Source organism: Nostoc sp. FACHB-888 (genome assembly GCF_014696655.1).
In the GTDB taxonomy this organism is placed as follows: domain Bacteria; phylum Cyanobacteriota; class Cyanobacteriia; order Cyanobacteriales; family Nostocaceae; genus Nostoc.
In genome coordinates, this window is record NZ_JACJQM010000035.1 from 38,028 (window position 1) to 64,612 (window position 26,585).

A 26,585-nucleotide genomic window follows, 5' to 3' on the forward strand; every position below is an offset into this window, starting at 1 on the left:
TATGAGTCAAAAACCTAGACTCTATCTCTTAGTGCTTGATGGAGGATTTTGGTAATAACCTTCTTTAGTTTCAGTCAATGGCTGAACTGTTTCTTCAACTTTATTTTTTGTAGACTTCAGAAACTCTTTTGTAGCTCGAGGAGTTTCTTCATCCAAGTTTAACTTCTCGCGGATAGTATCAGCAGCGCTTTTTAATCTATTACCAGTATTTTCTACCTGGGGATTATTTAGCTCGTCTGGGATTCCTTTATAATAAGTACCCTCTGGAGTTTTAACATCAGCTTGTGCTACATTAACGTAGGTAAAAGCTTGACCCAGTAAAAACATAAATCCTACTAGGAAAACTACAAGGATTTGGGAAATGCGAATATTCCGCAGCCAAGAACTTACTCGATTCATAAAAAACCTCAATTCTATTATGTAAGGTGTACAAATCCAAACACTGAATGACTATTCGCCATTTAGGGTTTAAGAACAACTTTGATGCAGTTATCCTTTTTTTGTTGAAAGATGTTGTAGGCGTGGGGTGCTTGTTCTAGTGGTAATTGATGGGTGACAACGAAGGATGGATCAAGTTTTCCATCCAAAATCATTTGCAATAACGAATGCATATATTTTTGTCCATGCATTTGTCCCATCCTAAAGGTTAGTCCTTTATTAAAGGCTGCACCCAATGGTATTTTGTCTACAAAACCACCATAAACACCCATGATTGAAAGAGTCCCGCCTTTACGACAGGCGACCATCATTTCCCGCAAAACGTGGGGACGGTCGGTTTCCAATTTGAGCTTTTGTTTTGTCTGGTCGTAGAAGTCTTCAATACCAACGCCGTGTGCTTCTAAACCAACGGCATCAATGCAAGCATCGGGGCCACGTCCACCAGTCATCTCTTTCAACGCTTCGCCAGCATTAACTTCTTCGTAGTTAATCACTTCTGCTTTGGCAAACTTTTTCGCCATTTCCAGGCGTTCAGGAAAGCGATCTATACCGATCACTTTTTCGGCTCCCATCATGTAGGCGCTAATCATGGCAAATTGTCCAACAGCACCGCAACCCCAAACGGCTACAGTATCACCCGGTTGAATATCGCATAATTCTGCGCCCATATAACCGGTGGGGATAGCATCGGAGATGAATAACAACATCTCATCCGGCAAGTCTGGCGGAACTTTAACAACACCCACATCAGCAAAGGGTACACGGATATATTCTGCTTGTGCGCCTGCATAGCCACCTAACATGTGGGAGTAGCCATAAATGGCTGAGGTAACATTGCCGAACAATTTTTCTTCAATCCAACCTTTGGGATTGGAATTATCGCACAATGACCACATATCACGTTGGCAATAATGGCAATTACCACAGCCAATCGTGGAAGGAACAACAACGCGATCGCCTATTTTTAAATTGTTGACTCCTCTGCCAACTTCCACGACTTCCCCCATAAATTCGTGACCAATAATGTCACCCTGTTGCACTGTGGGAATATAGCCACCATATATATGTAGATCAGAGCCACAAATCGCCGTGGAAGTAATTTTAATAATCGCATCACGCGGGTTGAGAATTGTCGGATCTGGTACCGACTGTACCCGCACATCATTAGCACCGTTCCAGCAGACTGCTTTCATATTTATTAATCATTGGGCATTGAGCAAATAACTAGCTGCGTCCAGAAGTTTGACCTTCTGTTGTGGCGATTTCGCCTGCTTCCATTAGCATCTTGAAGCGGCGTAATTCATCGCCAATTTGCTGTTCTGGTTCTTCACCAAAAAGTTTAGCTACGGTAGCTCCCAATGCTCCACCGGGGGGGTTATACTCCAAAACAACCTTAACCTCCGTGCCGCGATCGCCTGGTGCTTTTTTGAAGCGAACAAAACCAGAATTATCAATGTCTGCACCTTCTACAGAAGCCCAAGAAATAAATTCATTTTCCCGGTCTTCGAGAATATCTGCATCCCATTCTACTGTATTATCCAAAGGTGCATTGGCAACCCAATGAGAACGTTTTTCGTTGTACACCTTAACAGATTTGAGATGCTTCATAAATGTGGGCAAATTCTCAAAGTCGTGCCAAAAGCGGTATAATTCTTCTGCCGATTTATTGATAGTTACCGTCTTTTCAACTTTGATGGGCTGGTTTAGACCTATTGCTTCCTGTGCTTTCTGGATTGTGCTTTGCTTGGTTGCACCTTGATAAACCAAACCGCTACCGGCTAAAGCCGTCAGCGCTCCTCGCAATGAACCTTGCCTTAAACCCATCAGCACCATCGCACCGCCACCGATAAGGGATGCCCAACGCTCTACTTCACTAGCTTCTGGCTGGTTTGTACTTGATTTATCCCCTGATGTTGAAGTCACTATTTTATATCTCCATTACTGTAAATTCACCATCAAGGCGCAAATACCCTCTTCTTTCTTGTGTGTTATTTGCGCCTCTTCGGTAGCCGTCTACGTTCAAAAAACCTTACATTGACACAGCAGCCCCTGTAGTGGGCTTAGGAGGCTGAATCTGAGCTACTATCCGTGCCCGATACAACTGTGCCAATCGCTGTTCGTATTTCAATAAATCGTGGTAGATTTCTTTGAAAATAGCAGTTGCTACTGGGTCAGTGAACATTGCAGACAAATTGCCAATATCGCCGATACCAGTTTGCACATCACCTAAAGCAGAACGTAACTGATATATATCATCACTTCCGGTCATGGCAGTTTTGACCTTGGCATACTGATTGGCAATATTTGCGCCTAAAGAGGGTTTTTCGCCCAATCGCTGAAGATAAGTTTCCAGTTTTTGAATGTGGCGCTGTTTATTAGCAATTATTTCTTGAAAGACTGAGTTAACTTCGTTATCTGATTCCTTTTGCAAGTAGTTTTCAAATGCTTCTAGCGAATAACGTTCACCAGCAAGGGCATTATTTAAACCTTTGGTGATCTCACCTTTAGTTGAGCCACCCCAAGCATCAGCCAGCTTCCACCATTCAGCACTTGTGTCTTTTTCATTTGGTAATGCAGCATCTTTGCCACCATAACCCAAACGGCTCAAAATAGCTGTGGTAAAAATTGGCAAGTCTCCAGGTTCACGAGATGTAATCAAATTTCCGTCAACTACCACCGGCTCATCTAGATATTTTGCGCCAGCGTTAATCATGTCCTTGGCAATAGCGATAAAACCAGTGGCTTGTTTACCTTTGAGCAAGTCACCTTCAATCAAAACTTGTGGCCCATGACAAACAGCAGCAACTAATTTTCCTTGTTGTATAGCTTCTTGGACAAAACGTACTGTGTTGGTGTTCCGTCGCATTTGATCAGGAGCCATCCCACCAGGAATAATCACTGCGTCGAATTCGGCTGCGATCGCTTCTGTGGTTGTCCCATCCGCTTGTATGCTAAGTTTGCCGCGTTTACCCTTATATTTTTCATTCATTCGGGAACCGAGGACTACTACCTCCATTCCTGCTTGTTTTAGTCCATTATAAGGAACTGTAAATTCTGCATCCTCTACTGCCTGTTCAATGAGGATGGCAACTTTTTTCTTACCGGAATGAGTGTTATGGTCAGTCATAGTCATAGATGTTATCACCTGTTTATTTCTAGTATTTAACTAGCTACCATATTAATCAATTAGGGCCGTTAAACAGCCAAAATTTTTTCTGAAAAAATTTGTTTGGATTCCTTAATTATCGAATTAATTTACTTGTTGGTTGAGTTCCAAACAGTTCTTCGTAATCGTGAGATAAATGGCTATGTAAAGCAGCAAATAATTCTAGGCTAATAGCATTTTTTAACACAGGAAATACAGCCCGAAGGCTAAACTTAAATTTTTATTTTTGCTCACCAATAAAATAGTTATGAGCGAGAACTTGCCTACTGAATAGCTTCGGTTTGAGAGTTACTAACTCATAATTAAAAACTTCAACTACAAGTTCCTTGACCATCAATTCATATTTACAATAGTATGACCCGATAGGTACTTTAGCTTCGTTCCAAGGGGATAGATTATTTTATTTCTAAAGCTATACATCTCTAGTAAGACAACTTAGTGGCAGGAAAACGTTATTGTGAGAATGCACAAAAGGGCTAGTATCATGGCAGAAAAAGATCATAATGACGAAATTGAAACCAATGATTTGCCACAGGAAATCACCGAATCCTACGGTACAGGTGTAAAAGACTTACCGGGATACAATATTGGTGGGCGCTCAATGAGAGCAGAAAGACAGGAGTATACAGAAACTAGTCCTGAACTCACTGGTGGCGATGTTGATGCTTATTGGCAAGATGCAGATGCAGTTGGGGATGAAGCTGTTGGTGGTAGTACTTCCACTCCCGATCAAAATGTAACTGAGGAGCTAGAAGCAGCAGTAGGGCTAGAAATGGATGATTTTGCCTTTCTGCGTACCAACGAAATTTTAGAGGAACGTGATGATTCTCGCTGGGAGTTAGATCCCAAGTCTTCTGAAGATTATCAAGATCGGCGAGAATAAGCTCAAGAAAGGCAGAAGCCGTACGTATTCGTACTGTACATTCAAAAATTGAATGTTGGCATCAACAAATTAATGTCGTGGCATTGGGTCGTACTTATAAAAGTACTGTCAAAACAAAACTAGCATCTACCTACCGAAATACTTTCTGAGAATATCTCAATTTAGCAGCATTCCCATTGCTAATTTTTTTACCTTACCAAAGACAAGCATTATTTCTGGTTTTGATATAACTGTAATACTTCCAATGCAGGACTAAATTATGCCAAATTTATGTTCTGCTTATAATTGTTCTTCTTTATGATTCCAATACATCTGTCTTTAGTAGGGTCAAACCCTAAATGTACATTTGATAACCTTGCTAATGAAATTAAATAATTGCAATTGGAGTTAATAATGACATTTACACAAACTAGCGATCCAACTATTCGTGAGCATGTCCAAGCTTGGCAACAGTTGGATGTGGATCAACAACTGGCTTTATTTTGGTTCATTTACAAAGAAATGGGTAAGTCGATTACGCCAGCTGCTCCTGGTGCTAGCACTGTTTCTCCAGAAATTGCTGAAGGTTTGTTTAATCAAGTTAATGAATTATCTCACGAACAACAATTACAAGTTCAGCGTGACTTGATAAATAAAGCCGATACCCTAATATCTCGTGAATATGGTTCTTTGGGTGATACCACCAAGCTACTATTTTGGTATCGATTATCTCAAGGTATGGATAATGGTACTATCATTCCTGTACCTTCGGACTATGAACTTCCCTCAGAATGTCAAGAGTTGTTTGGCAGAATTCAAGGATTAGAGTTTGAGCAACAAATGACTCTTTTCCGTGATTATGTTTCGCCAATGGGTGCTGAAGCAAAGCCAGGTGCTGAAATTTAGCACTTTTGAAGTTTTTAGGCCCCTTGAGGCTACCTTTTTAGTCTCCAAATGGCGATCGCTGTTATACCAAGTTGATTTGGTTGTAGTAAGATTCAACAATCAAAATGTCTTTACTTTCCACCAGGTTTAGGCGATCGGTATTAGTGTAGGCTTACCAACCTGCGATATGCAGCATTGCCTTCATAAGAGGAGTAAGGGTGTTATAACCCTTTTCTTAAAACTAGCTATGTTCGCCAGTCGGTTAATATAAAGCTAAATTTTGATGACTGGCGTTTTTATTTTTTTTGATAAATAAACACAGAGCAAAATTAAAACTCTTACTCTTTGTTTATATATATCTTTAGAGGTTGTTTTGGCGATCGCTAAACAATGGTTAGACATATTTAATAATTAAGCTATGATACAATACCCCCTAATAGAATAGATACATTGCTAACATAAATTATTGCAAAGTAATAAAAACTTAGGATTGATACCTAAGATGACAGATACACGATTAGCATGAATTGTTTCCAGCAAAACAGCTTTACCAAAATGAAGTGATTTACCTCATTTTGTTTTCGAGCAAAGCGAGAATCAAACTGGTTCAAGGCAGGATTACAATTTTCACTCGATATTTTTTTAATTAAGTAGTTAATTACTGTGAGGTGTTTTATGACTTCTACGAACGTCAATTTTTTAGAACAAAGTGTATCAAAATTTAAGAATTTAGATGCCGACGATCGCCTGACTGTGCTATCTTTACTTTACACTGAAATTTCTGATGAAATTCCAGCGATCGCTCTCAATGATGTGCCAAACGAAAAAACTGCGAATTTAGTTGCACAAATTCAAAACCTGCCACAGCAGGAACAGGTTTCTGGTTTGCGTCAGTTGCTAAACCAAGATGAAGTAGGGGAAACAGCAATTCCTACTGAAGAGTATGCTTCAATGAACGTTGATGATAAATTAGCTTTTTGGTATCAATTAGCCCAAAACTTGGGAACTACAATCATTGGTATACCAGATGACTATATACCTTCTGAAAAAGCTACAGAAGTAGTAGATTTACTTGATACACCGAACATTGAGGATTTAGTGACTTTCTTCAAGCAAGTGCTGTAACAGTTTTGAGTTAAGAAACGTAGGTGGGGCATAGCCTCACCTTTATTTTTAATACTCGCCGACAAGTTTTTAATACTCGTGAATGAGTCTTTGATACTCGTCTCCCCTGCTTCCATTAGCACAAAACTGCTTGATAGCGACCTAGGGCAATTAAAGGAAAGTATTGTTGATACATATGATACTTGAGATAAAAATGGCAGGGGAAGCCAGTACCTGTAAAGTCTGCCTCAAACCAAGTACCATCTGGCTGTTGAGTTGCAACTAGATAGTCAATTCCTCGCTCAATAACCTTAAGAGCTAATTGACCAGTTGCTTCACCGGCTGCCAAGAGGCCAATTAAAGCCCAAGCAGTTTGAGATGCAGTACTATTTCCTTTTCCTTTAAGACTGGGGTCGTCGTAGCTGCGGCAAGTCTCACCCCAACCACCATCTGGGTTTTGGCATCTAATTAACCAAGCTGCTCCTCGTTCTATACTGAGTTTATGCTTTTGAGGATCAATTAACGCTAAGGCTGACAAAACGCCACTAGTGCCGTAGATATAATTTACACCCCAACGACCAAACCAACAGCCTTCGGTTTCTTGTTCGCGCAGAAGATAAGTAAGCGATCGCTCTAAATTATAACTATCTATTGACAAATCACAAGCACCAAGCATTTCTACGACTCTAGCCGTAACATCTGCGGTGTTTGGATCAATCATGGCTTTCAAGTCGCCATAAGGGATGGAGTTCAGCCAATCTTGATCATTGTCCAAATCAAAAGCAGCCCATCCACCTGGTTTACATTGCATAGATGCAATCCAGTTTAAGGCACGAGCGATCGCAGCCTGCTTAATTTTTTCATTGGGCAGTTTCACCAAATGTAAAGCCATCACTACCACCGCCGAGTCGTCTACATCGGGATAAAAGCGATTGTCAAACTCAAAAGCCCAAGCCCCTGGTTTTCCCTGGTGATTTTTTACAGCCCAATCTCCGTAATCTAAAATTTGTTTTTGCAGCAACCATTCTCCAGCCTTTACTACAGCTGGATAATCTGGTGCAAAGCCAGATTCTATTAAGGCACGCATTGCCCAAGCTGTATCCCAAACGGGTGAAACACAGGGTTGTACTCGGTAACTATTCTCTGTTTCAATGGCAAAGTTATCAATTGCTTGCAAACCTCGTTCCACAATCGGGTCGCTTCGGTGATAATCCAGACATCGCAAAGCCAGCATTGAATTCAGCATCGCCGGAATAATGCCACCCCAGTCGCCTGTAGCTTCTTGGCGTTCTAAAATCCATTTTTCGGCAGCTTTGATGCCCTCTTGGCGGAAGGGTACTAAATTCAGGCTTTCGGCCAACTTGAACCCTTGATCGAGGGTGAGGAATAAATCTGTCCAATCGCCACTTTGGGGTAATTCCCACCGGACTTGATCAACGCCTTCAGCGTATAGCTCATCTAGGTTGATAGTTGGGTTGGTGATAAAAACAGGTTTGCGATCGCATACAATCAGCAATGGTACTGTGCTGGAACGTGCCCAGCTAGACATTTCATAGATATTAACGGGGAAAGCTTTTGGTAACAGCATCAGCCAAGGTGGTAGCGAGGGAATACCGCGCCAGTTGTAGCAGCCAATCAAGGCTAGATGCAATTTGGTGAAAATCCGAGTTTTGCTGATACCACCCCGTTGGAGAATAAAAGCTTGCGCCCGAATCATCGCCGGATCGGTTGCTGATACACCTAGCAGTCTTAGCGCCATGTAGGCTTCAACCGAGGTGCTAAGTTCTCCGCCATCACCGTAGTAAAGTTCCCAGCCACCATGCTGCCGTTGCTGTTGACGCAGGTAGGCTTCAACTTTGTGTAAAGGTCTGCCTTGGTCTGTTCCCCAAATTTTATGCAGGAGGACGACTTCAGCAGTGATGGTGACATTAGATTCTAACTCTGCCCACCAGTAACCTGCCGGATTTTGAATCGAAAGCAAATATTGTTGGCTGGCTGCGATCGCATCTGCGACTTGATTGACTTTTACCCTGTCTTGTGTTTGCATAAAATACCGTTCAACCTCAACACCTAGTTATAAACACGGCACTACAGAGAAAAAATTATTTTTCTCTATCGGTAGACATAGTATTGTGTCTGAGTCACTGAGAATTTGCAATAGGTCATGGGTGTAATTGTGTTAGGGTTGATGCTGTTATCCTTGACAATTTGGTTAGGATTACTGTGTTTTTGGGGACAATTTTGGCGGACAGATCAGCAATTAGAGGTTACAGAAACTCAGCTACAATCGTTACCTGTAGTTTGTGCCGTCGTTCCAGCCCGTAACGAAGCCCAATTGCTACCAACCACCTTGCGATCGCTCTTACTCCAAGACTATCCTGGTTCTTTCAACGTGTTTTTGGTAGACGATCGCAGCACAGACGGTACAGCAAATTTTGCCGAAAAAGTTGCACACGCTGTAAGTAAACCCCAGCAATTGCATATTATCTCAGGTGAAGCACTGCCTTCTGGTTGGTCTGGCAAACTTTGGGCAGTTGAGCAAGGTATAAACAGCGCGAGTAAATTCACACCTGACTATTTTTTATTGACTGATGCAGATATCGAGCATGATCCTGGTAATCTCCGCCGACTCGTTGCGAAAGCTGTTCAAGAAGATTTAGACCTGGTTTCGGTAATGGTGCGACTCAGGTGTGAAAGCTTTTGGGAAAAACTTTTGATTCCAGCTTTCGTCTTTTTCTTCCAGAAACTCTATCCCTTTCGCTGGGTTAATAATCCCAACAATCCCACAGCCGCCGCCGCAGGGGGATCTATTCTAATCGCCCGTGAAGCTTTAGAGCGAATCGGTGGTATTCAAGTGATTCGCCAAGCTTTAATTGACGATTGCGCCCTAGCTCAGGCTGTTAAGAAAAGCAAAGAAGACAAGGAAAATACCCCATTCCCAATGCCCAATGCCCCATGCCCCATGCCCAATCAAGGCCGTATCTGGTTAGGATTGAGTAGCTTGACTCGGAGTCTGCGTCCCTATGACTCGCTGGCGACGATTTGGGATATGGTTGCTCGTACTGCCTATACCCAACTTAATTATTCTCCATTACTACTATTGGGCACTTTGGTGGGAATGCCTCTGATTTATCTAGTTTCACCTATGTGTGTAATTCTAGGTGCAGTTTGGGGTAATTGGGCGATCGCATTTACAGGTTTATTCGGTTGGTTATTAATGACTTTTGCTTACTACCCGACAATCCGCTTTTATAAATGTTCTCCTTGGTTAGCATTTAGTTTACCTGCGATCGCTTTTCTCTATACCCTGATGACTCTAGACTCAGCATTACGTCACTGGCAAGGACGCGGCGGCGCTTGGAAAGGAAGAGTTTATCCCAACCCAGATAATTTATAGTTAGAATAAAATTGAATTTCAAAATCGTTAGTGCTAATCTAAAATTAAAGTTAAGCCTAAAGTGGTTGATTAAAAGAGTTATGACAACCGCAACACCAACAACTAATCCAGTTATTGTACCCAAAAAACTGCCTTTTCTGGAGTCGATTTGTTGGCAGACTGCCGATGTATATCGCTTTACTTCAGAACAAATGCTGAGTCGCTACGAGCGTGGCTGGCAATATCACGACCTATTTAATAATCTTGAGGGTGAAGAACTCAATTTCCTTAAGGAACTTGCCAGACGGTATAAATCTTGGTTACAAGTTTCTTTATGACCTTCAGGTTAGAACACCATAATCAAATTCTCACAGTTCTTGAATCCTTAGATTCTGAAATACTTGGGAAGGGTTCTGCTTACTTCGGTGGCGGAACCCTTCTTGCATTTGAGTTTGAAGAATATCGCTGGAGTAAGGACGTTGATTTTATCGCTTCTGTTAGTACAGAAGGCTACAAATACCTGCGGACAGTGGTATTTGATGGTGGGCATGAAGCATTATTTCGTGATTTAAGTAAAATCCAAGTTGGACGTAGCACAACTGACCAATATGGAATTCGGATGATCGTTTTTGTGGATGATGTGCCCATTAAAACGGAAATTATTGCCGAAACTCGTTTTCAAATAGATCCACCAAGATATCTAAACTGGTCACTCATTCCCTGCTTAAGCTCCAATGACTGTTTTACCTCTAAGCTGCTGTCAAATTCTGACCGTTATGCAGATGACAGCGTTGAGGCAAGAGATTTAATCGATTTAGCAGTTCTTAGGCTGCAATCTCCAATACCTCAAGCATCAATTGAAAAGGCTGAAAAAGCCTATGAGGTTATGCGCCCTTTGAAAAGAGCGATCACACTATTTCAAGAAAGACCAGATTACAGAGAGAAATGCTTTCTTAGCTTGCAAGTCGATCAAGCTCAGATACCCAAAATTATTGACGGTATTGATTTACTCTCTACAGATTTAGGTTTATCTCACACTCCAAGAACTTTTTGGGAACAACATGATATCTTTGCTGATTTAGAAACACAAATTCAAAAACGACAAGATTTTTAAACAGATAGTGATCGCCCCATTCCCCATTCCTAAATCCTTGCAGCTGTTTGTTTATCACTCGCAGGACTAACAAGTAATGGTTGAGCCGCTTTCAATATCGCATCCAGCAACCCTGGAAACAGCACCTCTAAATCTTCACGCCGCAGGATGTTAATGTGATGTGTCCCTTCTTTACGTGTAAAGACTATCCCAGACTCCCGCAAAATCTTGAAGTGATTGGACATAGTAGACTTAGCGATCGCAAAATCAAAACTGGCACAGCATTGTTCCCCCTCAGTAGCCAACCGCCGCACAATCTCTAGCCGGACTGGATCGCCCAATGCATACAGCACTCCCGGTAAAGAAATATTTTTTCTATCTGGATGATAAAGAAATCTCATAGTTGCATTATCTCATCAGGTGGCATATATTTTTATTATTCGATATTATCGAATTATAGAATTAATTAGGAGGGCAATTTTATGTCATCCATTACAAATGTCACAGAAGCCACATTCAAGCAAGAAGTTTTGGAAAGTGAAATTCCGGTCTTAGTAGACTTTTGGGCCCCGTGGTGCGGCCCTTGTCGGATGGTGGGCCCAGTAGTCGATGAAGTCGCTACTGAATACGAGGGACAGGTGAAATTTGTGAAGCTAAACACAGATCAGAATCCTACTGTCGCCAGCCATTATGGAATTCGCAGCATCCCGACGCTGATGGTTTTTAAGGGAGGTCGGCAGGTTGACACTGTCGTAGGGGCAGTCCCAAAAACTACCTTGAATAAGACCTTAGCACAGCATCTTTAATCTAGGTACTGTTGTGAGATGCATTTAGTTCGCAGTCTTTTTTAATCAAGGGAGTCAGGAATCAGATGTATTCTGATTCCTGACTCTTAACTCCTGACTTCTGACTCCTGAGTTCTGTTTCAATTAACGGGGAAAGAGCGAAATGGACTTGAAATTGCATGGTAAATCCGCGCTGGTGAGTGGCTCAACCGCAGGTATTGGTTTTGCGACAGCCCTTGGGTTAGCTCAAGAAGGTGCATCAGTAATTGTCAACGGTCGGTCTGAAGAAAGAGTAGCCCAAGCGATCGCCAAAATTAAGCATTATACACCCGAAGCGAAAATTTCTAGTGTTGTTGCTGACGTAGGCACTGCATCAGGGGTAGAGCAAATTTTTCAAGAAGTTCCTCACGTTGATATTCTCATAAATAATGTCGGTATTTATGAGCCAAAAACCTTCTTTGATATTACTGATAAAGACTGGTTAAACATATTTGAGGTTAACGTCCTCAGTGGAGTCCGTTTGAGCCGGCAATATCTGCAAAAGCAGCTAGAGCAAAACTGGGGGCGGATAATTTTTATCTCCAGCGAATCTGCCATTCAGATCCCAGTGGAAATGATTCACTATGGCACCACTAAGACAGCGCAGCTTGCTATTGCACGAGGTCTAGCAGAAATGACTGTCGGGACTGGAGTCACGGTAAACTCCGTCCTACCAGGGCCAACCCGTTCAGAAGGAGTTGAAGACTTTATCACTAAGCTGGCGCAGGAACGTGGCATTAGTGCAGGTGAAGTTGAGGCTGAGTTTTTCCAAAATGTGCGCCCCAGTTCCCTAATTAAACGCTTTGCAACTAATGAAGAAGTAGCTGCGATCGTAGTTTACCTTTGTAGTCCCGTAGCTTCAGCAACTAATGGTGCAGCTTTGCGGGTAGATGGTGGGGTTATTCGATCGATTGTTTAGTATTTGAACCACATCTGTAACAGGCGTACAGTGAACTTAACGTGAAAAGGGCGGTTAGAAACCGCGTCTACACTAAACTTTACCCACCTTAGTGGGTTAAAAAGCTTTGAATTGGAGTAAACAACATGACTACTGATATCAATTTATTTTCTTCTTACCAATTAGGAAATCTGGAACTACCTAACCGGATTGTGATGGCACCCTTAACCCGAAATAGGGCAGGTGAGGGAAACGTCCCACACCAACTGAATGCTACCTACTACACCCAACGTGCTTCCGCCGGACTGATTATTGCAGAAGCAACACAGGTAACTCCTGAAGGACAAGGTTATCCCGCTACACCGGGAATTCATTCATCAGAACAGGTGGAGGGATGGAAGTTAGTGACTGATGTCGTGCATCAGCAGGGAGGGAGAATTTTTCTGCAACTATGGCACGTAGGCAGGATTTCTCACCCAGATTTACAACCGAATGGAGCTTTACCTGTGGCACCTTCTGCCATTGCTCCTAAAGGTGAGGCTTCAACCTATGAGGGACCAAAACCCTTTGTAACTCCCCGTGCTTTAGAAACATCGGAAATACCGCAGATAGTCGAACAGTATCGTCAGGGAGCAGCAAATGCCCTAGCGGCTGGATTTGATGGGGTAGAAATTCACGGGGCTAATGGTTATTTAATAGATCAGTTTCTCCGCGATCGCACCAATCAGCGCACAGATAAATATGGCGGTTCCATTGAGAATCGCGCTCGGCTACTGTTAGAAGTGACAGAGGCAGTAACTAGTGTGTGGGATTCTAACCGGGTAGGAGTACGTTTATCTCCCAGTGGGACTTTTAACGATATAGGTGACTCCAATCCTTTGGAGACATTCGGTTATGCGGCTCAAGCGTTGAACCAATTTAATTTGGCATATCTGCATATTTTTGAGGCAACAGAGGCAGACATTAGACATGGCGGGATAATTGTACCCACTAGTCATATACGCGATCGCTTTACAGGTACACTCATCGTCAATGGTGGTTATACCCGTGAAAAAGGCGATGCTGTACTGGCAAACAAAGCAGCAGATTTAGTTGCCTTTGGCACATTATTTATATCAAATCCCGATTTACCCAGGCGCTTGGCTTTAAATGCACCACTAAATGAAGCAGATCAAGCAACCTTTTATGGTGGCGATGAAAAGGGATATACAGATTATCCATTTTGGTCAGCTGCTAATGAGCCAGTAGCTAACGCATAATTCTGATAATCTATTTTCAAGCAACTTTTTACACCACTAGATAATTTCGGACAATCCTAAAAATCGCTACAGCAGCTTCATAACCCAACTATCAAGAAGGAGAATCTCATGATTTCGATCACTCAAACCCAACCTTTAGATGTACCAAGTGCGATCGCTCAACGCCGCTCAATCAAAACTTTTAAAACAGACCCCATCACCCCAGAACTGCTCAAGCAACTTGTAGAGTTGACCGTGGCAGCACCCAGCAGCTTTAATATGCAAGGCTGGCAAATTATTATTGTGCAAGATGAAGCGCAAAAGGCAGCATTGTCAGCCGCATCGTGGAATCAACAGCAAATTGTCCAAGCACCTGTAACCTTTGTCTTTGCTGCCGATCCTAACGCAGGCGAACAAGACTTGACCCCGATTCTGGAGCGGGGACTCGAAACTGGAGCATGGAATGAAAAGACGATAAACTACTTTAAAACCTCCATTCCGCAATTCCAAGCTGGGCTAGGCGACAAGCGACGCGAATATGCGATCAAAGATGCGATGATTGCTGCTACTCATTTAGTGTTAGCGGCAGAAAGTTTGGGATTATCCACTTGTTTTATGAACGGTTGGATTGAGGATCAGGTGAAAGAAGTGATTGGTGCTGGGGATAATCCAGATTTAGCGATCGCTGTTTTAGTTCCTGTTGGCTATGCAGCAGAACCACGCTTAAATCCAGGCCGTTTGCCATTCTCCTCCAACATCTCTGTGGATAAAATCGGGAACCCTTATGTTGGGTAGTTCTATCTGAATCGGGCATTAAATTTCTTTATATAACTGTCTTAACGCACCCCATCTATATTTGATTTAGAGGGGGTGCGTTCAACTGACTAAAATTTTTAACAAGGAGAATTGAATTTATGGCAACAACAGCTTTAATTGTCGGTGCAGGTAGTGGGCTGAGTGCATCTTTAGCCCGCCTATTTGCAAAAGAAGGATTCACTGTAGCTTTAGCGGCTCGCCAAATTGAAAAACTCACTCAATTGAGCAGTGAAATTGGCGCAGTTAGTTTCGCTGCTGATGCCTCAAAGCCAGATGAAGTAGAACAGTTATTTATTGATGTTGAGAATAAACTCGGTTCTCCAAATGTTGTCATTTACAATCCCAGTTTCCGGGTGCGGGGATCTCTTGTTGATCTAGACCCTAGTGAGGTGGCAAAAACCCTAGATGTAACCGCCTATGGAGGCTTTCTCGTCGCCCAAGCTGCTACCAAAAGGTTTTTACAGCTTGGCGGCGGTGCTATCTTCTTTACTGGAGCCTCAGCGAGTATCAAGGGTTATCCTCTGTCTGCTCCTTTTGCAATGGGTAAATTTGCACTACGCGGTTTAGCTCAAAGTATTGCTAGAGAATTAGCACCAAAGAATATCCATGTGGCGCATTTTGTGATTGACGGTGCAATCCGCTCCCCAGTCCGCCAAGATCCATTAGATAATCCTGATAGTACTCTTGACCCTGATGCAATCGCTCAAACTTATCTCAGCATTTTACGCCAACCCCGCAGTGCTTGGACATGGGAAGTAGAACTACGTCCTTGGGTAGAGAACTTCTAGCCTAGACAATTGTTACAAGAATAGTTTTGAACATATGAAAATTGATTTTGGTGCAACTGCTGTTGATTATGCAAAACACCGCGCTGGCTTTCCCAGTTCATTATTTAACAAACTGTCTGAATATGGTATAGGTTTACCAGGGCAGTACATTGTTGACCTTGGTACAGGAACAGGAACATTAGCGCGGGGCTTTGCAGATAGAGGTGCTTATGTAATTGGCATAGACCCATCAGTATCACTTTTAGAACAAGCAAAACAGTTAAGCGAACCTGCCCAAATCAAAGTAGATTATCGAGTTGCAACTGCTGAGAATACCGAGTTACCAGACGCAAGTGCGGATGTGGTGACAGCAGGACAGTGTTGGCATTGGTTTGATCGTCCCCGTGCTGTCCAAGAAATTACTCGCATATTGAAAAGAAATGGCTTGATTGCGATCGCTCATTTTGATTGGATACCCTTAAAAGGTAATGTAGTTGAAGCAACAGAACAACTAATCAAGGCTCATAATCCAGCGTGGAATCTGGGTGGTGGTAATGGATTGTACCCCCTGTGGTTACAAGACATTGGCGAAGGAGGATTCCGAGAAATCCGCACATTTTCTTATGATGTATTTGTACCTTATACACACGAAGCTTGGCGGGGGCGAATTCGGGCTAGTGCTGGTGTAGGAGCTAGTTTGACGCCAGAAAAGGTAGAAGTGTTTGATCAGGAATTAGCGACATTACTCGAAGCAAAATATCCTACACCAATTCTTCAGGTTCACCACAGAGTATGGGCAGCGATGGCAAAATCACCGCAAAAATGAAGGTTTCTGATAACGGACAAGGCAAAATATTAAGCCAAGACTAATTAAGGCGATTGTTCGCAGAGGGATTTCTCACCCCACGCGATCGCGCCACCCACAGATATGCGATAACGAAAACTAATGTCTTGTTTGCAAGCCACAGCAGCTACGCTAGTTTAGCGTTTCATACAATTGATACCTGCTCAGAAAACCAATTTCAGGGGAAATAGGTAGAAACAACTTAGAAATATTTATTGATAACTTTAAACAAATCCTGCAAGGCTATAAATAATTTATGATTCTTTTATAAATATTATTTATATATCAAAAATATTAGATATTAAAAAGCTTGATAATTATAGTAATAAAGGCTATCTAACGGATTAAATTCCATATATTTACTTACTAAGCTCAGATAAGAAAAATGCTCATAATAAATACTGAAAAAAGAGCAAAAAAATTGTCATAGGGCTTGCTATCTTCCCAAATCTGGATTGTCAAGTCTGTACATATACATTCTTTTTGATTAGTCTAATTAATAGTTAGAGCAATAAATAATCTTATTTTCTTGCTCAAAAGATAAAAAGTAAATTTTCGTACTTATTTATTCGGGAGAATAATTCATCATGTCTATAAACAAAAGCCTGATAGTTGAAAACCAAGAAGAATTGTTTGAAGACTTATCAGATGAATGCTGCGAACAAATAACAGGAGGTAAAAGTTGGTGGAAGAAAGTTACAAAAACAGTTGAGCGTGCCACAGTAAAAACTTTGAATAATGCAGGCAACGCAGTGACTCAGACCGGAGGCATGACAGCACTTGGACTCTACACAGCAGGTGAGCTAGCTTTAGAAGCAACTGGAATTGTGGGAAAAGACCAAATAGACGGAAATTAGACTAACAAAACTTAAACAATTGATCTACCTCATTTCTCAACTCTAGCCGAGAAATGCACTTACTTAAGCTCTGCCCCTTTGAAACAACTAAAGGCAGAGCTTTTTGCTTACTACACTTCAAAAATAACTCATGCATTTTTGGACTACGCACAATAGTCCACTATGGGGCTTTAGCTCCATTCCTGAAAGCGATTTTCCATCTTACCTCTAGGGCAATACTTTTGAGTAGAAAGTGCTAAAATTCTTGCTATATATACGATTTTCGCAGTTATTAACCCCTTTGTTTTCAGATTTGGTGAGAAATGCGAAAGAGGTGTCCGCACCATTGACTTAGAAAACCATCGCACAATTTGAGGAAATAACCATGATTGATCTTTATTATTGGACAACCCCAAACGGTCATAAAATTACAATTTTCTTAGAAGAAGTCGGTTTGCAATATACCATAATTCCTGTGAATATTGGGGCTGGAGATCAATTTAAACCGGAATTTTTAAAGATTTCTCCTAACAATCGCATCCCTGCGATCGTTGACCACGAACCAGCAGATGGAGGTACGCCGATTTCAGTATTTGAGTCTGGGGCAATCTTGCTATATTTAGCAGAAAAAACCGGGAAATTAATTCCCCAAGATTTACGTAATCGCACTCAAGTTTTAGAATGGTTATTCTGGCAAATGTCCGGGTTGGGGCCAATGGCGGGACAAAATCATCACTTTAGCGCCTATGCTCCCGAAAAGATTGAATATGCCATTAACCGCTACGTGAATGAGACGGGACGCTTATATGGAGTGCTAAATAAGCAACTAGCAGATCGAGAATTTGTGGCTGGTGATTATTCTATCGCCGATATTGCTGCCTATCCCTGGATTGTGCCCTATGAACGCCAAAGTCAGAATCTAGAAGATTTTCCTAATCTCAAACGGTGGTTTGAGACAATTAAAGCTCGTCCGGCAATAATTCGCGCCTATGAGAAAGCAGAAGCATTGAAAACTCAAGCGCTTGATCCAGATCAGTCACGAGACTTGTTATTTAACCAATCGGCGAAAACTATTCAACCTTGAGCCTTTTAAATTGTCTTATAGCGCTTCCCATTCAGATGTAGTACAACGCAAGGTGTAGGGACACGGCAGTGCCGTGTCTTTACGGATGTACCTCACGTAAATGAGAACTGCCATACATACATATTATTGTAGCGATCGCTAAGTTAGTTCTAAACTCAGATCATCAGTCGCAACTATGAGCAACGATTTCTCACTATCTTCCTTTCCTGAATTAGAAACAGAAAGGCTCCTTCTTCGTGAGACAACTTTGCTGGATGCTGAGGCTATCTTTGCTATATTCTCCGATCCAGCCGTGACTCAGTTTCATGATCTTGATACTTTCACTTCAATTGAAGAAGCGATCACTGTAATTGGACGTAGAGCCAAGCGATTTGAGCAAAGAGAAGGAATTCGCTGGGGAATTGCCCGTAAGCAAGACAACGTTTTGATTGGTTCTTGTGGCTTTAGGTGGAACCCACAAGAAAATTCTGCTGAGGTCGGTTATGAGCTTGCCAGTACTTTTTGGAGACAAGGCATAATGACTGAGGCAGTGCATACCATTTTGCAATTTGGTTTTAATAAAATGGATTTGCGTTTTATTGTTGCCCAAGTCATGCTGAACAACATAGCTTCTAAAAACTTGCTAGAAAAGTTAGGTTTTCACAGTCAGGGTGTACTGGAACAGCATGGCTTTTTCAAAGGGCAGTTTCACGATCTAGAGCAATTTGTGCTTAATAAATAAAAAAACTGAGTGAGTAGGTTAGCAATGGATAGAGGCTGATGTTGAGTTTAGTTTTTTAGGCCAAGGTTGCTGACCGAAACACACTCATAATACAGAGCAACTAAATTTATGTATGGGAGTTTTTAATTTTTAATTCCGAGCAAAGCGACGTGACTTGCGCCTGTAATTTTCCTTCTACTTGAAACGGTAGTTGATGATAGTTGCTAAATTGATATTCTGGTGTCACCTTCCAATCATATCGTTGTAGCAACGTTGCCAAAAAAATCTTTATTTCCATCTTGGCAAACTCCATTCCAATGCATATATGTTCGCCACCACCAAAACCAATTAAAGCAAAGGAGTCTTTTTTATCTTCTTCGCGGGGAGGGGCAAAGCGTTCTGGCTCAAAACTTTCTGGGTTAGTATAAATCTCGCTCATGCGATGCGTTAATCCTTGAGCGACAATCACCACCCAACCAGGAGGAATGCGGTATCCTGCGTATTCAATTTCTTTTACAACTCCCCGAAACAGTACTACACCTGCGGGGTTGTAAAGTCGTTCTATTTCTTTCAAAAAATAAGTCATTTGATTAAGTTGCTTAAGGTGTCCCAAGTTCAAAGGTTCATCTCCTACAACTTCTGCCAGTTCTTGGCGGAGTTTTTCACGCCATTGCGGACGGGTTGCCAGTTCAACCATTGCCCACGTTAAGGATGTAGCAGTAGTGAAATGCGCTGCATTTAATAAGTGTATCAGTTCGTCTATAATCTGCGAGTCGGCTAAACCATTTCCCTCTTCATCTACTGCTGCTAAAAACAATCCTAATACCTCACAAGATTCTTGTAAGTTGCCTTGAAGTTTGCGCTCGCTGATAATTTTTTGTAAGAAAGCTTTAAGCTGACGACGAGCATTTTGGGAACGGCCATATTTTGTAAACGGTATATCTAACCGCAATAATGCTAATGCTCCCTGCGTCAAATTGTTATACAACTGTTCGACTTCCTCAACTTCGCTTTGTAGTTGAACACCTAATAGTAGCCGAATCCCAATTCGCAATGCTAACTGATTAAATTCATTCTTGATAGAAATTGGGCTGCCTTCCATCCAGTTTTCTAGGCAGTTGTTAACTTCAGTTTGCATGATGTCAAAATAGTTAGCAATCGCTTTTCCATGAAACGCTGGAGCCATTAAGCGACGAGTACGGCGATGTTCTTCACCATCTTGAAGCATCATTGGCCGCCCGAAAATATGCTCCATAGCCACTTTCCATCCTAAGTAGGAAGATACATGATCGGCTTGTTCTTGCAGAATTACTCGATTTGCTTCGGTCCCTACCAAAACTGCATATTTCTTTCCTAAAATGCTGGTTTTAAAAACGGGCCCGTAGCGTTGGTAGTTCTTCGTCAGCCCCCATCCTTGAGTAGCAAATAATCGGAGAGTTTCACCTAAAATAGGTAGACCAAAGCTACCGGGCATTTCCTCGGCTGGTTTTAGTTGTGTCATTTTTTTAGACTATAGGACTCAAAGTGTGGTGATAACTATTGAGTCTAGCTTTTACAAGATCATGCTGTCTCACGCAATCTTCCGAAAACTAGCGTTATCTTCCGAAAAATTCAGTGCAGTTTCTTAAATGCTTGAGGAGTGATGCCGATATATTTACGAAAAACCTTGGTAAAATGACTTTGACTTTGAAATCCTACTAGTTGAGAGACTTGTATAATTGATAATTCTCGCTTTGCAAGTAAATATTTTGCTCTTTCAACTCGACATTTAGTAATATATTGGTGGGGTGCTATTCCCATTGATTGCTTAAACAAGCTAGCAAAATAATGCGGACTTATCTGTGCGATCGCAGCAATTTCTGCTAGAGACAAATTTTGGTCTAAGTTATCGTTGATATGGGCGATCGTTTCTTTTAATTTGTGTTTTGGTAATCCACCTGTGTATTCTCGAATAATGAATTTTTGCGTTGAGTAACGTTTTAATAAATGCACCGCCAGCAGATTTACTGCTGACTCTATATACAAGGAACTATCAAATCCACTAGTTTCTATTTCTTGCTTGAGTGTCAGTCCAATTTGTTGAATCAGTGGATCGTGGGTTTGCAGTTGTTGTACAATTTCAACTGCATCAGCATTTACTGACTCGTAGGCAACACGAGTAATCATTGCTGGTTCAAGACCAACATGGATAAACCCTAATTCCTGTTCAAATTGTACTGCTGGAGAAATTTGATGAGCAGGAAAAATACCCACATCAGTTGCTGTATATGATTTATTTTGCCAGTGCCCGTTAATTTTTAATTTGGACTGAAACTCTCTAGTATAAATGGTAATAATGTGCTGGAAAGGCGATGTTTCAGGGAGTTCATAGTTTGACTGGCGATGATAAGCAAAATAGAAACCATTGCAACCGACGACTGGGCTGGAAATAATTAAAGGTTGGGGAAGGAAGTGTTTTAGCTTCTCTGGTTGGGCGGCATTAATTCTAAAAGGCTGCTCTATTTGCATGACGATTCACACGCTTTTTTTCTATATAATATAAATTACCTGAGAAGGGGAAAGAAGGTTTGCTAAACAGTAACTCTCTTACTTCTCCAACCCTTCCTCTTATGCAAAAAGTCTATTCTAGAAGTGCGAAAACTCAAACTACGGGAGAATATAGCATTGGGTAGGTTAACAACAGATATAGTAGACAAGACTCCTGTCTCATTAGGGCTGTTGGGCGCTGCTGCTTTCATAGTAGTTGCTGATGCACGGGTGATTGACCCTCTACTGCATATTATTGCCAAAGAGTTCAAAGTCGGTGTTGGCAGTGCTGCGGTGATTATCTCAGCATATACGATTCCCTATGGGCTATTTCAGTTAGTCTATGGGCCATTAGGCGATGCCTACAGCAACTCCTTCGGAGAACGCATCGGCAAACTTGAAGTAATTACAGTAGCGCTGACGGCATTTGCTGTGAGTACTTCTGTTTGTGCTTAAACCTTAAAAGATCACACTTACCACAGAAGATCAAAGACCGAGTAAAAGTAATGAAGTTGGAATTAGCAGCTGTTAGAGAAGAAATTGACTTCAAATATTTAGACGAATCAGGTTTTGTGCATGGAGCAAACCTGGTCGTACCTAACAAATGATTGTTTGACCTTTCCCAATCCTGTTAGAATGCATCGATGTCAAAAAAGCAAAATTTCTTAAACAAAAAACCCGGTTGGTCTTTGGATGAGCGAGATCCAAAGTTCATAGAATCTCTGATGCCTCTGTTGGGCTTTTTCTATCGCTACTATTTCCGAGTTAAAACTAGTGGCTGGGATAATATTCCACCCCAAAAAAAAGTCCTATTTGTCGGTTCGCATAATGGGGGACTCGCGGCTCCCGATATGACAATGATGATGTACGACTGGTTCCGACGATTTGGTGTAGAGCAACCAGTTTATGGTTTGATGCATCCCAAGGTTTGGCAGGTTAGCCCGCCACTAGGGCAACTGGTTGCTAAGGCTGGAGCAATTATTGCTCATCCGAAAATGGCTTACACTGCCTTGCGCTCTGGAGCAAGTCTGCTAGTTTATCCAGGTGGAGCCGAAGATATCTTCCGACCGCATTATTTACGTAACAAAATCTACTTTGCGGGGCGACAAGGATTTATCAAGTTAGCGTTGCGGGAAAATGTGCCGATTGTCCCTGTGATTTCTTGGGGCGCTCACGATACGCTGATTATACTGGCTGACTGCTACAAAATTGTGCGGCAACTCCACGAATGGGGAATGCCTTGGCTGCTTGGAATTGATCCAGAAGTTTTTCCGATCTATCTTGGACTGCCTTGGGGATTAGCAATTGGCCCGTTGCCTAACATTCCATTACCTGTGCCCATGTTCACGCGGGTTTGTCCAGCAATTGTATTTGAACGCTACGGTTCTGAAGCAGCCAGCGATCGCCACTATGTCAATGAATGTTATGAATTAGTTGTTAGCCTAATGCAGCAAGAATTAGATCACTTAGTAAAACTAGCTGCTAAGTCCTAAAGCTATTGAGTAAAATTGGCACATCCAACTTCTAAACAGTTTGATTCCAGACGAGTAAAGACAGCACGAAAATTATCTCGCCAACGGTGACAAGCGCAAAAATTATTAACTGCATTTTTCAACTAATTAAACTATACCACTTGCGATTATTTTAAAAGTAATGTATAAAGCAATACCTTTACCATAAATAGAGATGTGTAGTATATTGGTTGAAAAAGCTGACGCTCTTTAAAGGAAAAGTTTTTGGTTTCCTGGCTGTTAGTTGATACTTAATAGCAGTTTTAAATCCTTACACACGAGATATTTAAAACAGTATAACGATTATGTGATGAAAGAGTAAAATCTCTCCTAACCATTTGCAAGCATCATTTAGCTCTTACTCAAGATAACTTAAATACAGAACTGGCAGGGGTTTTGAAACTTAATTTCCGTTTTTGCAAGGATTTTGGCTTAATGCCAATACCAATCCCTACTATATGAATCCGCTTTGATTCCTGAAATTATTTGCGTAGGGAGAGAACAGGGAACGGGGAACAGAGAAGAAGGAATAAAAGTGTACTGAGTATTTTCAAAAATCAAATACGAGTCTTATAGAGTAATTGAAGATGTTCAGTTTTACTGTGTAACTTTATAGTACTATAGATTTAAACTGCATCTACTTTAAAAACCGTAGTTTATTGAATTAGAATAAAGTCAGAACTCAAGCCAGCACTGAATAATATACTATTCTGAAAAAATCCAGGTTTCAAACCGACTGGGTTCAAACACGTTTAATTGTATAAAATCCAATGACAAATAAACGTTAATTCTGATATAGCGGTTTCCGACCTAGTGAGGTACGTTTTTAAAGCTACTAACGTTGGTAAACAAGATTTGGGTGTACCTCAGTTGCTTAGGAAACGCTATAATAGAAGTAAAAACTTTAGTGAATAATTTTTGTATGATTATGCTAAACAAGAATAATTATCAATATAATAAGACCAACCAAATATTGTTAGGCTTTGCCATAATTTTGTCATTAATACTATTTGTGGAATTAGCAATTAGAGCTTATACTTTTAATTTTGAGGCTTTAGCTAATTCTACAGGACAATATTTACCTGATTTTTCTAACCATTTTGACAAACTAAGAGTAGGTATAGAATACCGTTTTTTAATTATTATATATATTCTGTGGCTAATAATAAATAAAGACAGAAAAAGAGACATAAATTTTATAAAAATACTAAAAAATAGTTCATTCTTTTTATTAATTGCCTTTATAACTTATCCAATAACTACTGATGTTAATCTATATATACATTATGGTTTAATGAATTTAAATGGAGTTAATCCTTTTATTAATTCTGCAAATACATTTACCTCAAATTTGTCTCCATTTCTTGTTTGGAAGCAGACTTCAACTTATGGGCCTATATCTCAACTAATTTTTATGTTTTCCGCCGCTTTCGTTGCAATTACTCCTAGTTTGGGGATTTATGTATTTAAATTAATATGTCTTTTATTCCATATATTAAATAGTTACTTAATATGGCGGAATTTAAAAACATCTCCTCATAAAGCTAATATAACAATTGCATATTTAGTGAACCCATTTCTGCTGTATGAACAGGTTACAAATGCACACATTGATATTCTAATATCTACAATTTTAATTATTCTAATAATATGTCTAAAAAACCATAATTATATAGCTACGATTGTTACAGCTTGGATTGGTTTTCTAATTAAAACATTACCAATTATTTGGTTGCCTCTAATCTTTGTTTATTTGATTAAGCAACAACGTTGGAAAATTTTATTTAGTGCTATTTGTATCTCTTTAAGTATAATTATTGCAGCTTCTATTATAGCTTTACCTACAGCCGATGCTTGGAAAAGCCTTTTAAATCCTGGGGTTGGGGAAAAAGTGAACGATTCATTATATGCTTTGGTTAAAAGTTTACTAAATTTGAAAATTCTAAACTTTTCTCTAAGTTTCCAACAGACTCTATACTCAATATTTAAACCTATAATCTTTTCTATATTTGTAGTTTCTTATTTGATTATTCTAGTAAAACCATATTGGAAAAAAAATTATTCTGAAACTAATCTAAGTGTAAATATAGGATGGGTTACTTTAATATTATTTATCTTTGCTGCTCCTTGGTATTGCTCTTGGTATTCCACTGTACTGCTAGCAGTCGTAGCTTTAAACATACATTCAAAAAGATTCGCAATTACTAGCATCGTATTCTGCATTATGAGCGCTATTATTTAGTATGTATTAAAGGCTAAATAAATGATTTTTTCCTGTTGGTATAGACTAACCAGCTAAATCACAACTCATATCATGCCTGCATAATTAGTTGTGATTTACACAGTCATTGCTGAGATACAAGCGTCGCGAACGCTTTTATGCTGCTAACGATACAGCGCTATCATACTATGTGTGGTGCTGCTACCCACCGCTAACTGGTGGAATCAGCACGACTTCATCTCCGTCTTGTAATAGGGTATCTGGTTCGACAAATATCAAATTAATCCCAAACCTGGTGATGTCACGCCATTGGGAAAGTTCGGGGTGTTCAGCTATGAGGCGATCGCATACTGTTTTGACTGGGATACTATTGGGAAATTCCAGCACCAGTTCCGAAACCCTAAAGGCTTCTTGATAAGCAGCGAACAATTTGACGGTAACAGTGATTGCAGATTTAGACATACAACATGCTTTGGCAGTACCAGCAAGTAGTTTAATACTTGACAAGCACCCTGAACTCTTGGGCTTAATTATACATTACTAAGTACATGATTTCATAAGTTCATAACTAAAAAATGTTTCTTAATCCAACATTTCTGGGTCAATTTCTAAAGCGTTGAGTTCTTCAATAGAGAGAGTACGCAATTTCTCTACAATTCTCTCCCGCTTTTGTCGCTCAATCACAGCCCGTTCCTCACCCGTTAGTAGTAAGTTTCCTTGTGTATCCCACCAGCGCAACCAAGGTAACTCTGCATTCTGATAAAATCCTTGCCAGATTCCTAACTCTACTCCCATAGGAGCAATTGGGTAATGTCCTCGTTCATTGGGTTTCATCAGTTGATAAGAATTATCCACTAGGTGGTAAACTTCCACTTGCGCTTTTGCTACTTCATAAATCCCATAATAAGGCACTCGAATTGCCTGCTCATAAACCCAAAATTTACCAACATTCCCACCTTCCCGTTGAGATGGCGGTGTGTTATCTCGTTCTTCTGAACCATCTCCAGAGACAAATTCCAGCACAATCAAGGGTGCAACATACTCCTTCCACAGCACATAAGAACGCCGCATTTTACCGTCAAGGGTCGGTGGTACATTGGGTACATAAAACCAGTCTGGTGCTTCAGCCCCTTTCTCAGGAGGATCTGTCAATCGCCAGTAGATACCAGAATCTTGTCCAATACAATATTGACTATCAGGATGAAGTTGCTCTAAAACAGGTTTAATTGAATCTGTAATTAAAATGCTTTGCGGATGCTCTTGCCAGTTTTTCACAAATGTACCATCTGAGTCTGGTAACTGAGTGTGATCGGGTAAAGTTAATGCCGATAGGGGAGTCATAGGCTTTAACCAAAGGTTTGTATGATTTTATTGTAAATTATGATTTTGTATACTA

At 40.8% G+C, this 26,585-nt stretch carries 28 protein-coding genes; 18 read left to right on the top strand and 10 right to left on the bottom strand.

The window, feature by feature from the left end; translation table 11 throughout:
• Positions 1 to 21: 21 nt before the first annotated feature.
• From H6G26_RS21070 to H6G26_RS21085, 4 genes are all read right to left on the bottom strand, one after another.
• Complete coding sequence (locus H6G26_RS21070; protein WP_190731113.1) at positions 22 to 399, bottom strand: hypothetical protein; 378 nt, start codon at positions 397 to 399, stop codon at positions 22 to 24.
• A 62-nt stretch (positions 400 to 461) separates the two neighbouring features.
• Complete coding sequence (locus tag H6G26_RS21075) at positions 462 to 1,631, bottom strand: zinc-dependent alcohol dehydrogenase (RefSeq protein WP_190731114.1); 1,170 nt, start codon at positions 1,629 to 1,631, stop codon at positions 462 to 464.
• A gap of 31 nt (positions 1,632 to 1,662) precedes the next feature.
• Positions 1,663 to 2,361, bottom strand: coding sequence for an SRPBCC family protein (locus H6G26_RS21080; protein ID WP_190731115.1), 699 nt, complete (start codon positions 2,359 to 2,361; stop codon positions 1,663 to 1,665).
• Positions 2,362 to 2,467: 106 nt separating this feature from the next.
• A complete protein-coding gene (locus tag H6G26_RS21085) occupies positions 2,468 to 3,565 on the bottom strand; it encodes a DJ-1/PfpI/YhbO family deglycase/protease (protein WP_190731146.1) in 1,098 nt (365 codons plus the stop codon).
• Between the two features lie 523 nt (positions 3,566 to 4,088).
• Here H6G26_RS21085 and H6G26_RS21090 point away from each other — a divergent pair.
• The 3 genes from H6G26_RS21090 (at position 4,089) to H6G26_RS21100 (ending at position 6,476) form a co-directional block, all read left to right on the top strand.
• Positions 4,089 to 4,487 carry a DUF6335 family protein gene (locus H6G26_RS21090; RefSeq protein ID WP_190731116.1) on the top strand — a complete coding sequence of 133 codons (399 nt, stop codon included), beginning with the start codon at positions 4,089 to 4,091 and terminating at the stop codon, positions 4,485 to 4,487.
• A gap of 393 nt (positions 4,488 to 4,880) precedes the next feature.
• Positions 4,881 to 5,372, top strand: a complete 492-nt coding sequence (locus tag H6G26_RS21095; RefSeq protein ID WP_190731117.1) for an orange carotenoid protein N-terminal domain-containing protein — start codon at positions 4,881 to 4,883, stop codon at positions 5,370 to 5,372.
• A 654-nt stretch (positions 5,373 to 6,026) separates the two neighbouring features.
• Positions 6,027 to 6,476 (top strand): orange carotenoid protein N-terminal domain-containing protein, encoded by a 450-nt coding sequence (locus H6G26_RS21100; protein WP_190731118.1) that lies wholly within the window; start codon positions 6,027 to 6,029, stop codon positions 6,474 to 6,476.
• A 115-nt stretch (positions 6,477 to 6,591) separates the two neighbouring features.
• On the opposite strand, the gene shc is transcribed toward H6G26_RS21100, so the two are convergent.
• Entirely contained in the window at positions 6,592 to 8,502 is a 1,911-nt protein-coding gene (shc, locus tag H6G26_RS21105; protein ID WP_190731119.1) for a squalene--hopene cyclase, read from the bottom strand.
• 117 nt (positions 8,503 to 8,619) lie between these two features.
• Between shc and H6G26_RS21110 the strand changes: the two genes are divergently transcribed.
• The 3 genes from H6G26_RS21110 (at position 8,620) to H6G26_RS21120 (ending at position 10,945) form a co-directional block, all read left to right on the top strand.
• Complete coding sequence (locus H6G26_RS21110; protein WP_190731120.1) at positions 8,620 to 9,852, top strand: glycosyltransferase; 1,233 nt, start codon at positions 8,620 to 8,622, stop codon at positions 9,850 to 9,852.
• A gap of 80 nt (positions 9,853 to 9,932) precedes the next feature.
• On the top strand, positions 9,933 to 10,169 hold the full coding sequence (locus H6G26_RS21115; RefSeq protein ID WP_190731121.1) for a hypothetical protein: 237 nt from the start codon (positions 9,933 to 9,935) through the stop codon (positions 10,167 to 10,169).
• A complete protein-coding gene (locus H6G26_RS21120) occupies positions 10,166 to 10,945 on the top strand; it encodes a nucleotidyl transferase AbiEii/AbiGii toxin family protein (RefSeq protein ID WP_190731122.1) in 780 nt (259 codons plus the stop codon). Before H6G26_RS21115 ends, H6G26_RS21120 begins: the two co-directional genes overlap by 4 nt.
• A 29-nt stretch (positions 10,946 to 10,974) precedes the next feature.
• Here H6G26_RS21120 and H6G26_RS21125 read toward each other — a convergent pair whose 3' ends face one another.
• On the bottom strand, positions 10,975 to 11,325 hold the full coding sequence (locus H6G26_RS21125) for a helix-turn-helix transcriptional regulator (RefSeq protein ID WP_190731123.1): 351 nt from the start codon (positions 11,323 to 11,325) through the stop codon (positions 10,975 to 10,977).
• An 81-nt stretch (positions 11,326 to 11,406) separates the two neighbouring features.
• On the opposite strand from H6G26_RS21125, the gene trxA reads away from it, so the two are divergent.
• From trxA to H6G26_RS21170, 9 genes are all read left to right on the top strand, one after another.
• Positions 11,407 to 11,730: a thioredoxin gene (gene trxA / locus H6G26_RS21130; RefSeq protein WP_104906809.1), complete on the top strand. Its 324-nt coding sequence runs from the start codon at positions 11,407 to 11,409 to the stop codon at positions 11,728 to 11,730.
• A 142-nt stretch (positions 11,731 to 11,872) separates the two neighbouring features.
• The gene (locus H6G26_RS21135; RefSeq protein WP_190731124.1) at positions 11,873 to 12,667 is read left to right on the top strand and encodes an SDR family NAD(P)-dependent oxidoreductase; all 795 of its coding nucleotides are present in this window, start codon (positions 11,873 to 11,875) and stop codon (positions 12,665 to 12,667) included.
• Between the two features lie 125 nt (positions 12,668 to 12,792).
• Positions 12,793 to 13,905, top strand: coding sequence for an alkene reductase (locus H6G26_RS21140; RefSeq protein ID WP_190731125.1), 1,113 nt, complete (start codon positions 12,793 to 12,795; stop codon positions 13,903 to 13,905).
• Positions 13,906 to 14,013: 108 nt separating this feature from the next.
• Positions 14,014 to 14,679: a nitroreductase family protein gene (locus tag H6G26_RS21145; RefSeq protein ID WP_190731126.1), complete on the top strand. Its 666-nt coding sequence runs from the start codon at positions 14,014 to 14,016 to the stop codon at positions 14,677 to 14,679.
• A gap of 119 nt (positions 14,680 to 14,798) precedes the next feature.
• Positions 14,799 to 15,488, top strand: coding sequence for an SDR family NAD(P)-dependent oxidoreductase (locus tag H6G26_RS21150; protein WP_190731127.1), 690 nt, complete (start codon positions 14,799 to 14,801; stop codon positions 15,486 to 15,488).
• Positions 15,489 to 15,522: 34 nt separating this feature from the next.
• The gene (locus H6G26_RS21155) at positions 15,523 to 16,293 is read left to right on the top strand and encodes a class I SAM-dependent methyltransferase (RefSeq protein ID WP_190731128.1); all 771 of its coding nucleotides are present in this window, start codon (positions 15,523 to 15,525) and stop codon (positions 16,291 to 16,293) included.
• 605 nt (positions 16,294 to 16,898) lie between these two features.
• A complete protein-coding gene (locus H6G26_RS21160; protein WP_190731129.1) occupies positions 16,899 to 17,168 on the top strand; it encodes a hypothetical protein in 270 nt (89 codons plus the stop codon).
• Between the two features lie 364 nt (positions 17,169 to 17,532).
• Entirely contained in the window at positions 17,533 to 18,231 is a 699-nt protein-coding gene (locus H6G26_RS21165) for a glutathione binding-like protein (RefSeq protein WP_190731130.1), read from the top strand.
• A gap of 175 nt (positions 18,232 to 18,406) precedes the next feature.
• Positions 18,407 to 18,952 carry a GNAT family N-acetyltransferase gene (locus H6G26_RS21170; RefSeq protein ID WP_190731131.1) on the top strand — a complete coding sequence of 182 codons (546 nt, stop codon included), beginning with the start codon at positions 18,407 to 18,409 and terminating at the stop codon, positions 18,950 to 18,952.
• Between the two features lie 106 nt (positions 18,953 to 19,058).
• On the opposite strand, the gene H6G26_RS21175 is transcribed toward H6G26_RS21170, so the two are convergent.
• Entirely contained in the window at positions 19,059 to 20,432 is a 1,374-nt protein-coding gene (locus tag H6G26_RS21175) for a cytochrome P450 (protein ID WP_190731132.1), read from the bottom strand.
• A 110-nt stretch (positions 20,433 to 20,542) separates the two neighbouring features.
• Positions 20,543 to 21,439, bottom strand: a complete 897-nt coding sequence (locus H6G26_RS21180; protein ID WP_190731133.1) for an AraC family transcriptional regulator — start codon at positions 21,437 to 21,439, stop codon at positions 20,543 to 20,545.
• A gap of 156 nt (positions 21,440 to 21,595) precedes the next feature.
• Between H6G26_RS21180 and H6G26_RS21185 the strand changes: the two genes are divergently transcribed.
• The 3 genes from H6G26_RS21185 to H6G26_RS21195 all read left to right on the top strand — a co-directional run bounded on the left by H6G26_RS21185 (position 21,596) and on the right by H6G26_RS21195 (position 25,210).
• Positions 21,596 to 21,913: an MFS transporter gene (locus tag H6G26_RS21185; protein WP_242053818.1), complete on the top strand. Its 318-nt coding sequence runs from the start codon at positions 21,596 to 21,598 to the stop codon at positions 21,911 to 21,913.
• 188 nt (positions 21,914 to 22,101) lie between these two features.
• The gene (locus H6G26_RS21190) at positions 22,102 to 22,950 is read left to right on the top strand and encodes a lysophospholipid acyltransferase family protein (RefSeq protein WP_190731134.1); all 849 of its coding nucleotides are present in this window, start codon (positions 22,102 to 22,104) and stop codon (positions 22,948 to 22,950) included.
• A gap of 940 nt (positions 22,951 to 23,890) precedes the next feature.
• Positions 23,891 to 25,210: a hypothetical protein gene (locus H6G26_RS21195; RefSeq protein WP_206757550.1), complete on the top strand. Its 1,320-nt coding sequence runs from the start codon at positions 23,891 to 23,893 to the stop codon at positions 25,208 to 25,210.
• A 180-nt stretch (positions 25,211 to 25,390) separates the two neighbouring features.
• Here H6G26_RS21195 and H6G26_RS21200 read toward each other — a convergent pair whose 3' ends face one another.
• Both H6G26_RS21200 and H6G26_RS21205 read right to left on the bottom strand, forming a co-directional pair.
• Positions 25,391 to 25,651, bottom strand: a complete 261-nt coding sequence (locus tag H6G26_RS21200; RefSeq protein WP_100901683.1) for a MoaD/ThiS family protein — start codon at positions 25,649 to 25,651, stop codon at positions 25,391 to 25,393.
• A 120-nt stretch (positions 25,652 to 25,771) separates the two neighbouring features.
• Positions 25,772 to 26,530, bottom strand: a complete 759-nt coding sequence (locus H6G26_RS21205) for a Uma2 family endonuclease (RefSeq protein ID WP_190731136.1) — start codon at positions 26,528 to 26,530, stop codon at positions 25,772 to 25,774.
• Between the last annotated feature and the right edge of the window lie 55 nt (positions 26,531 to 26,585).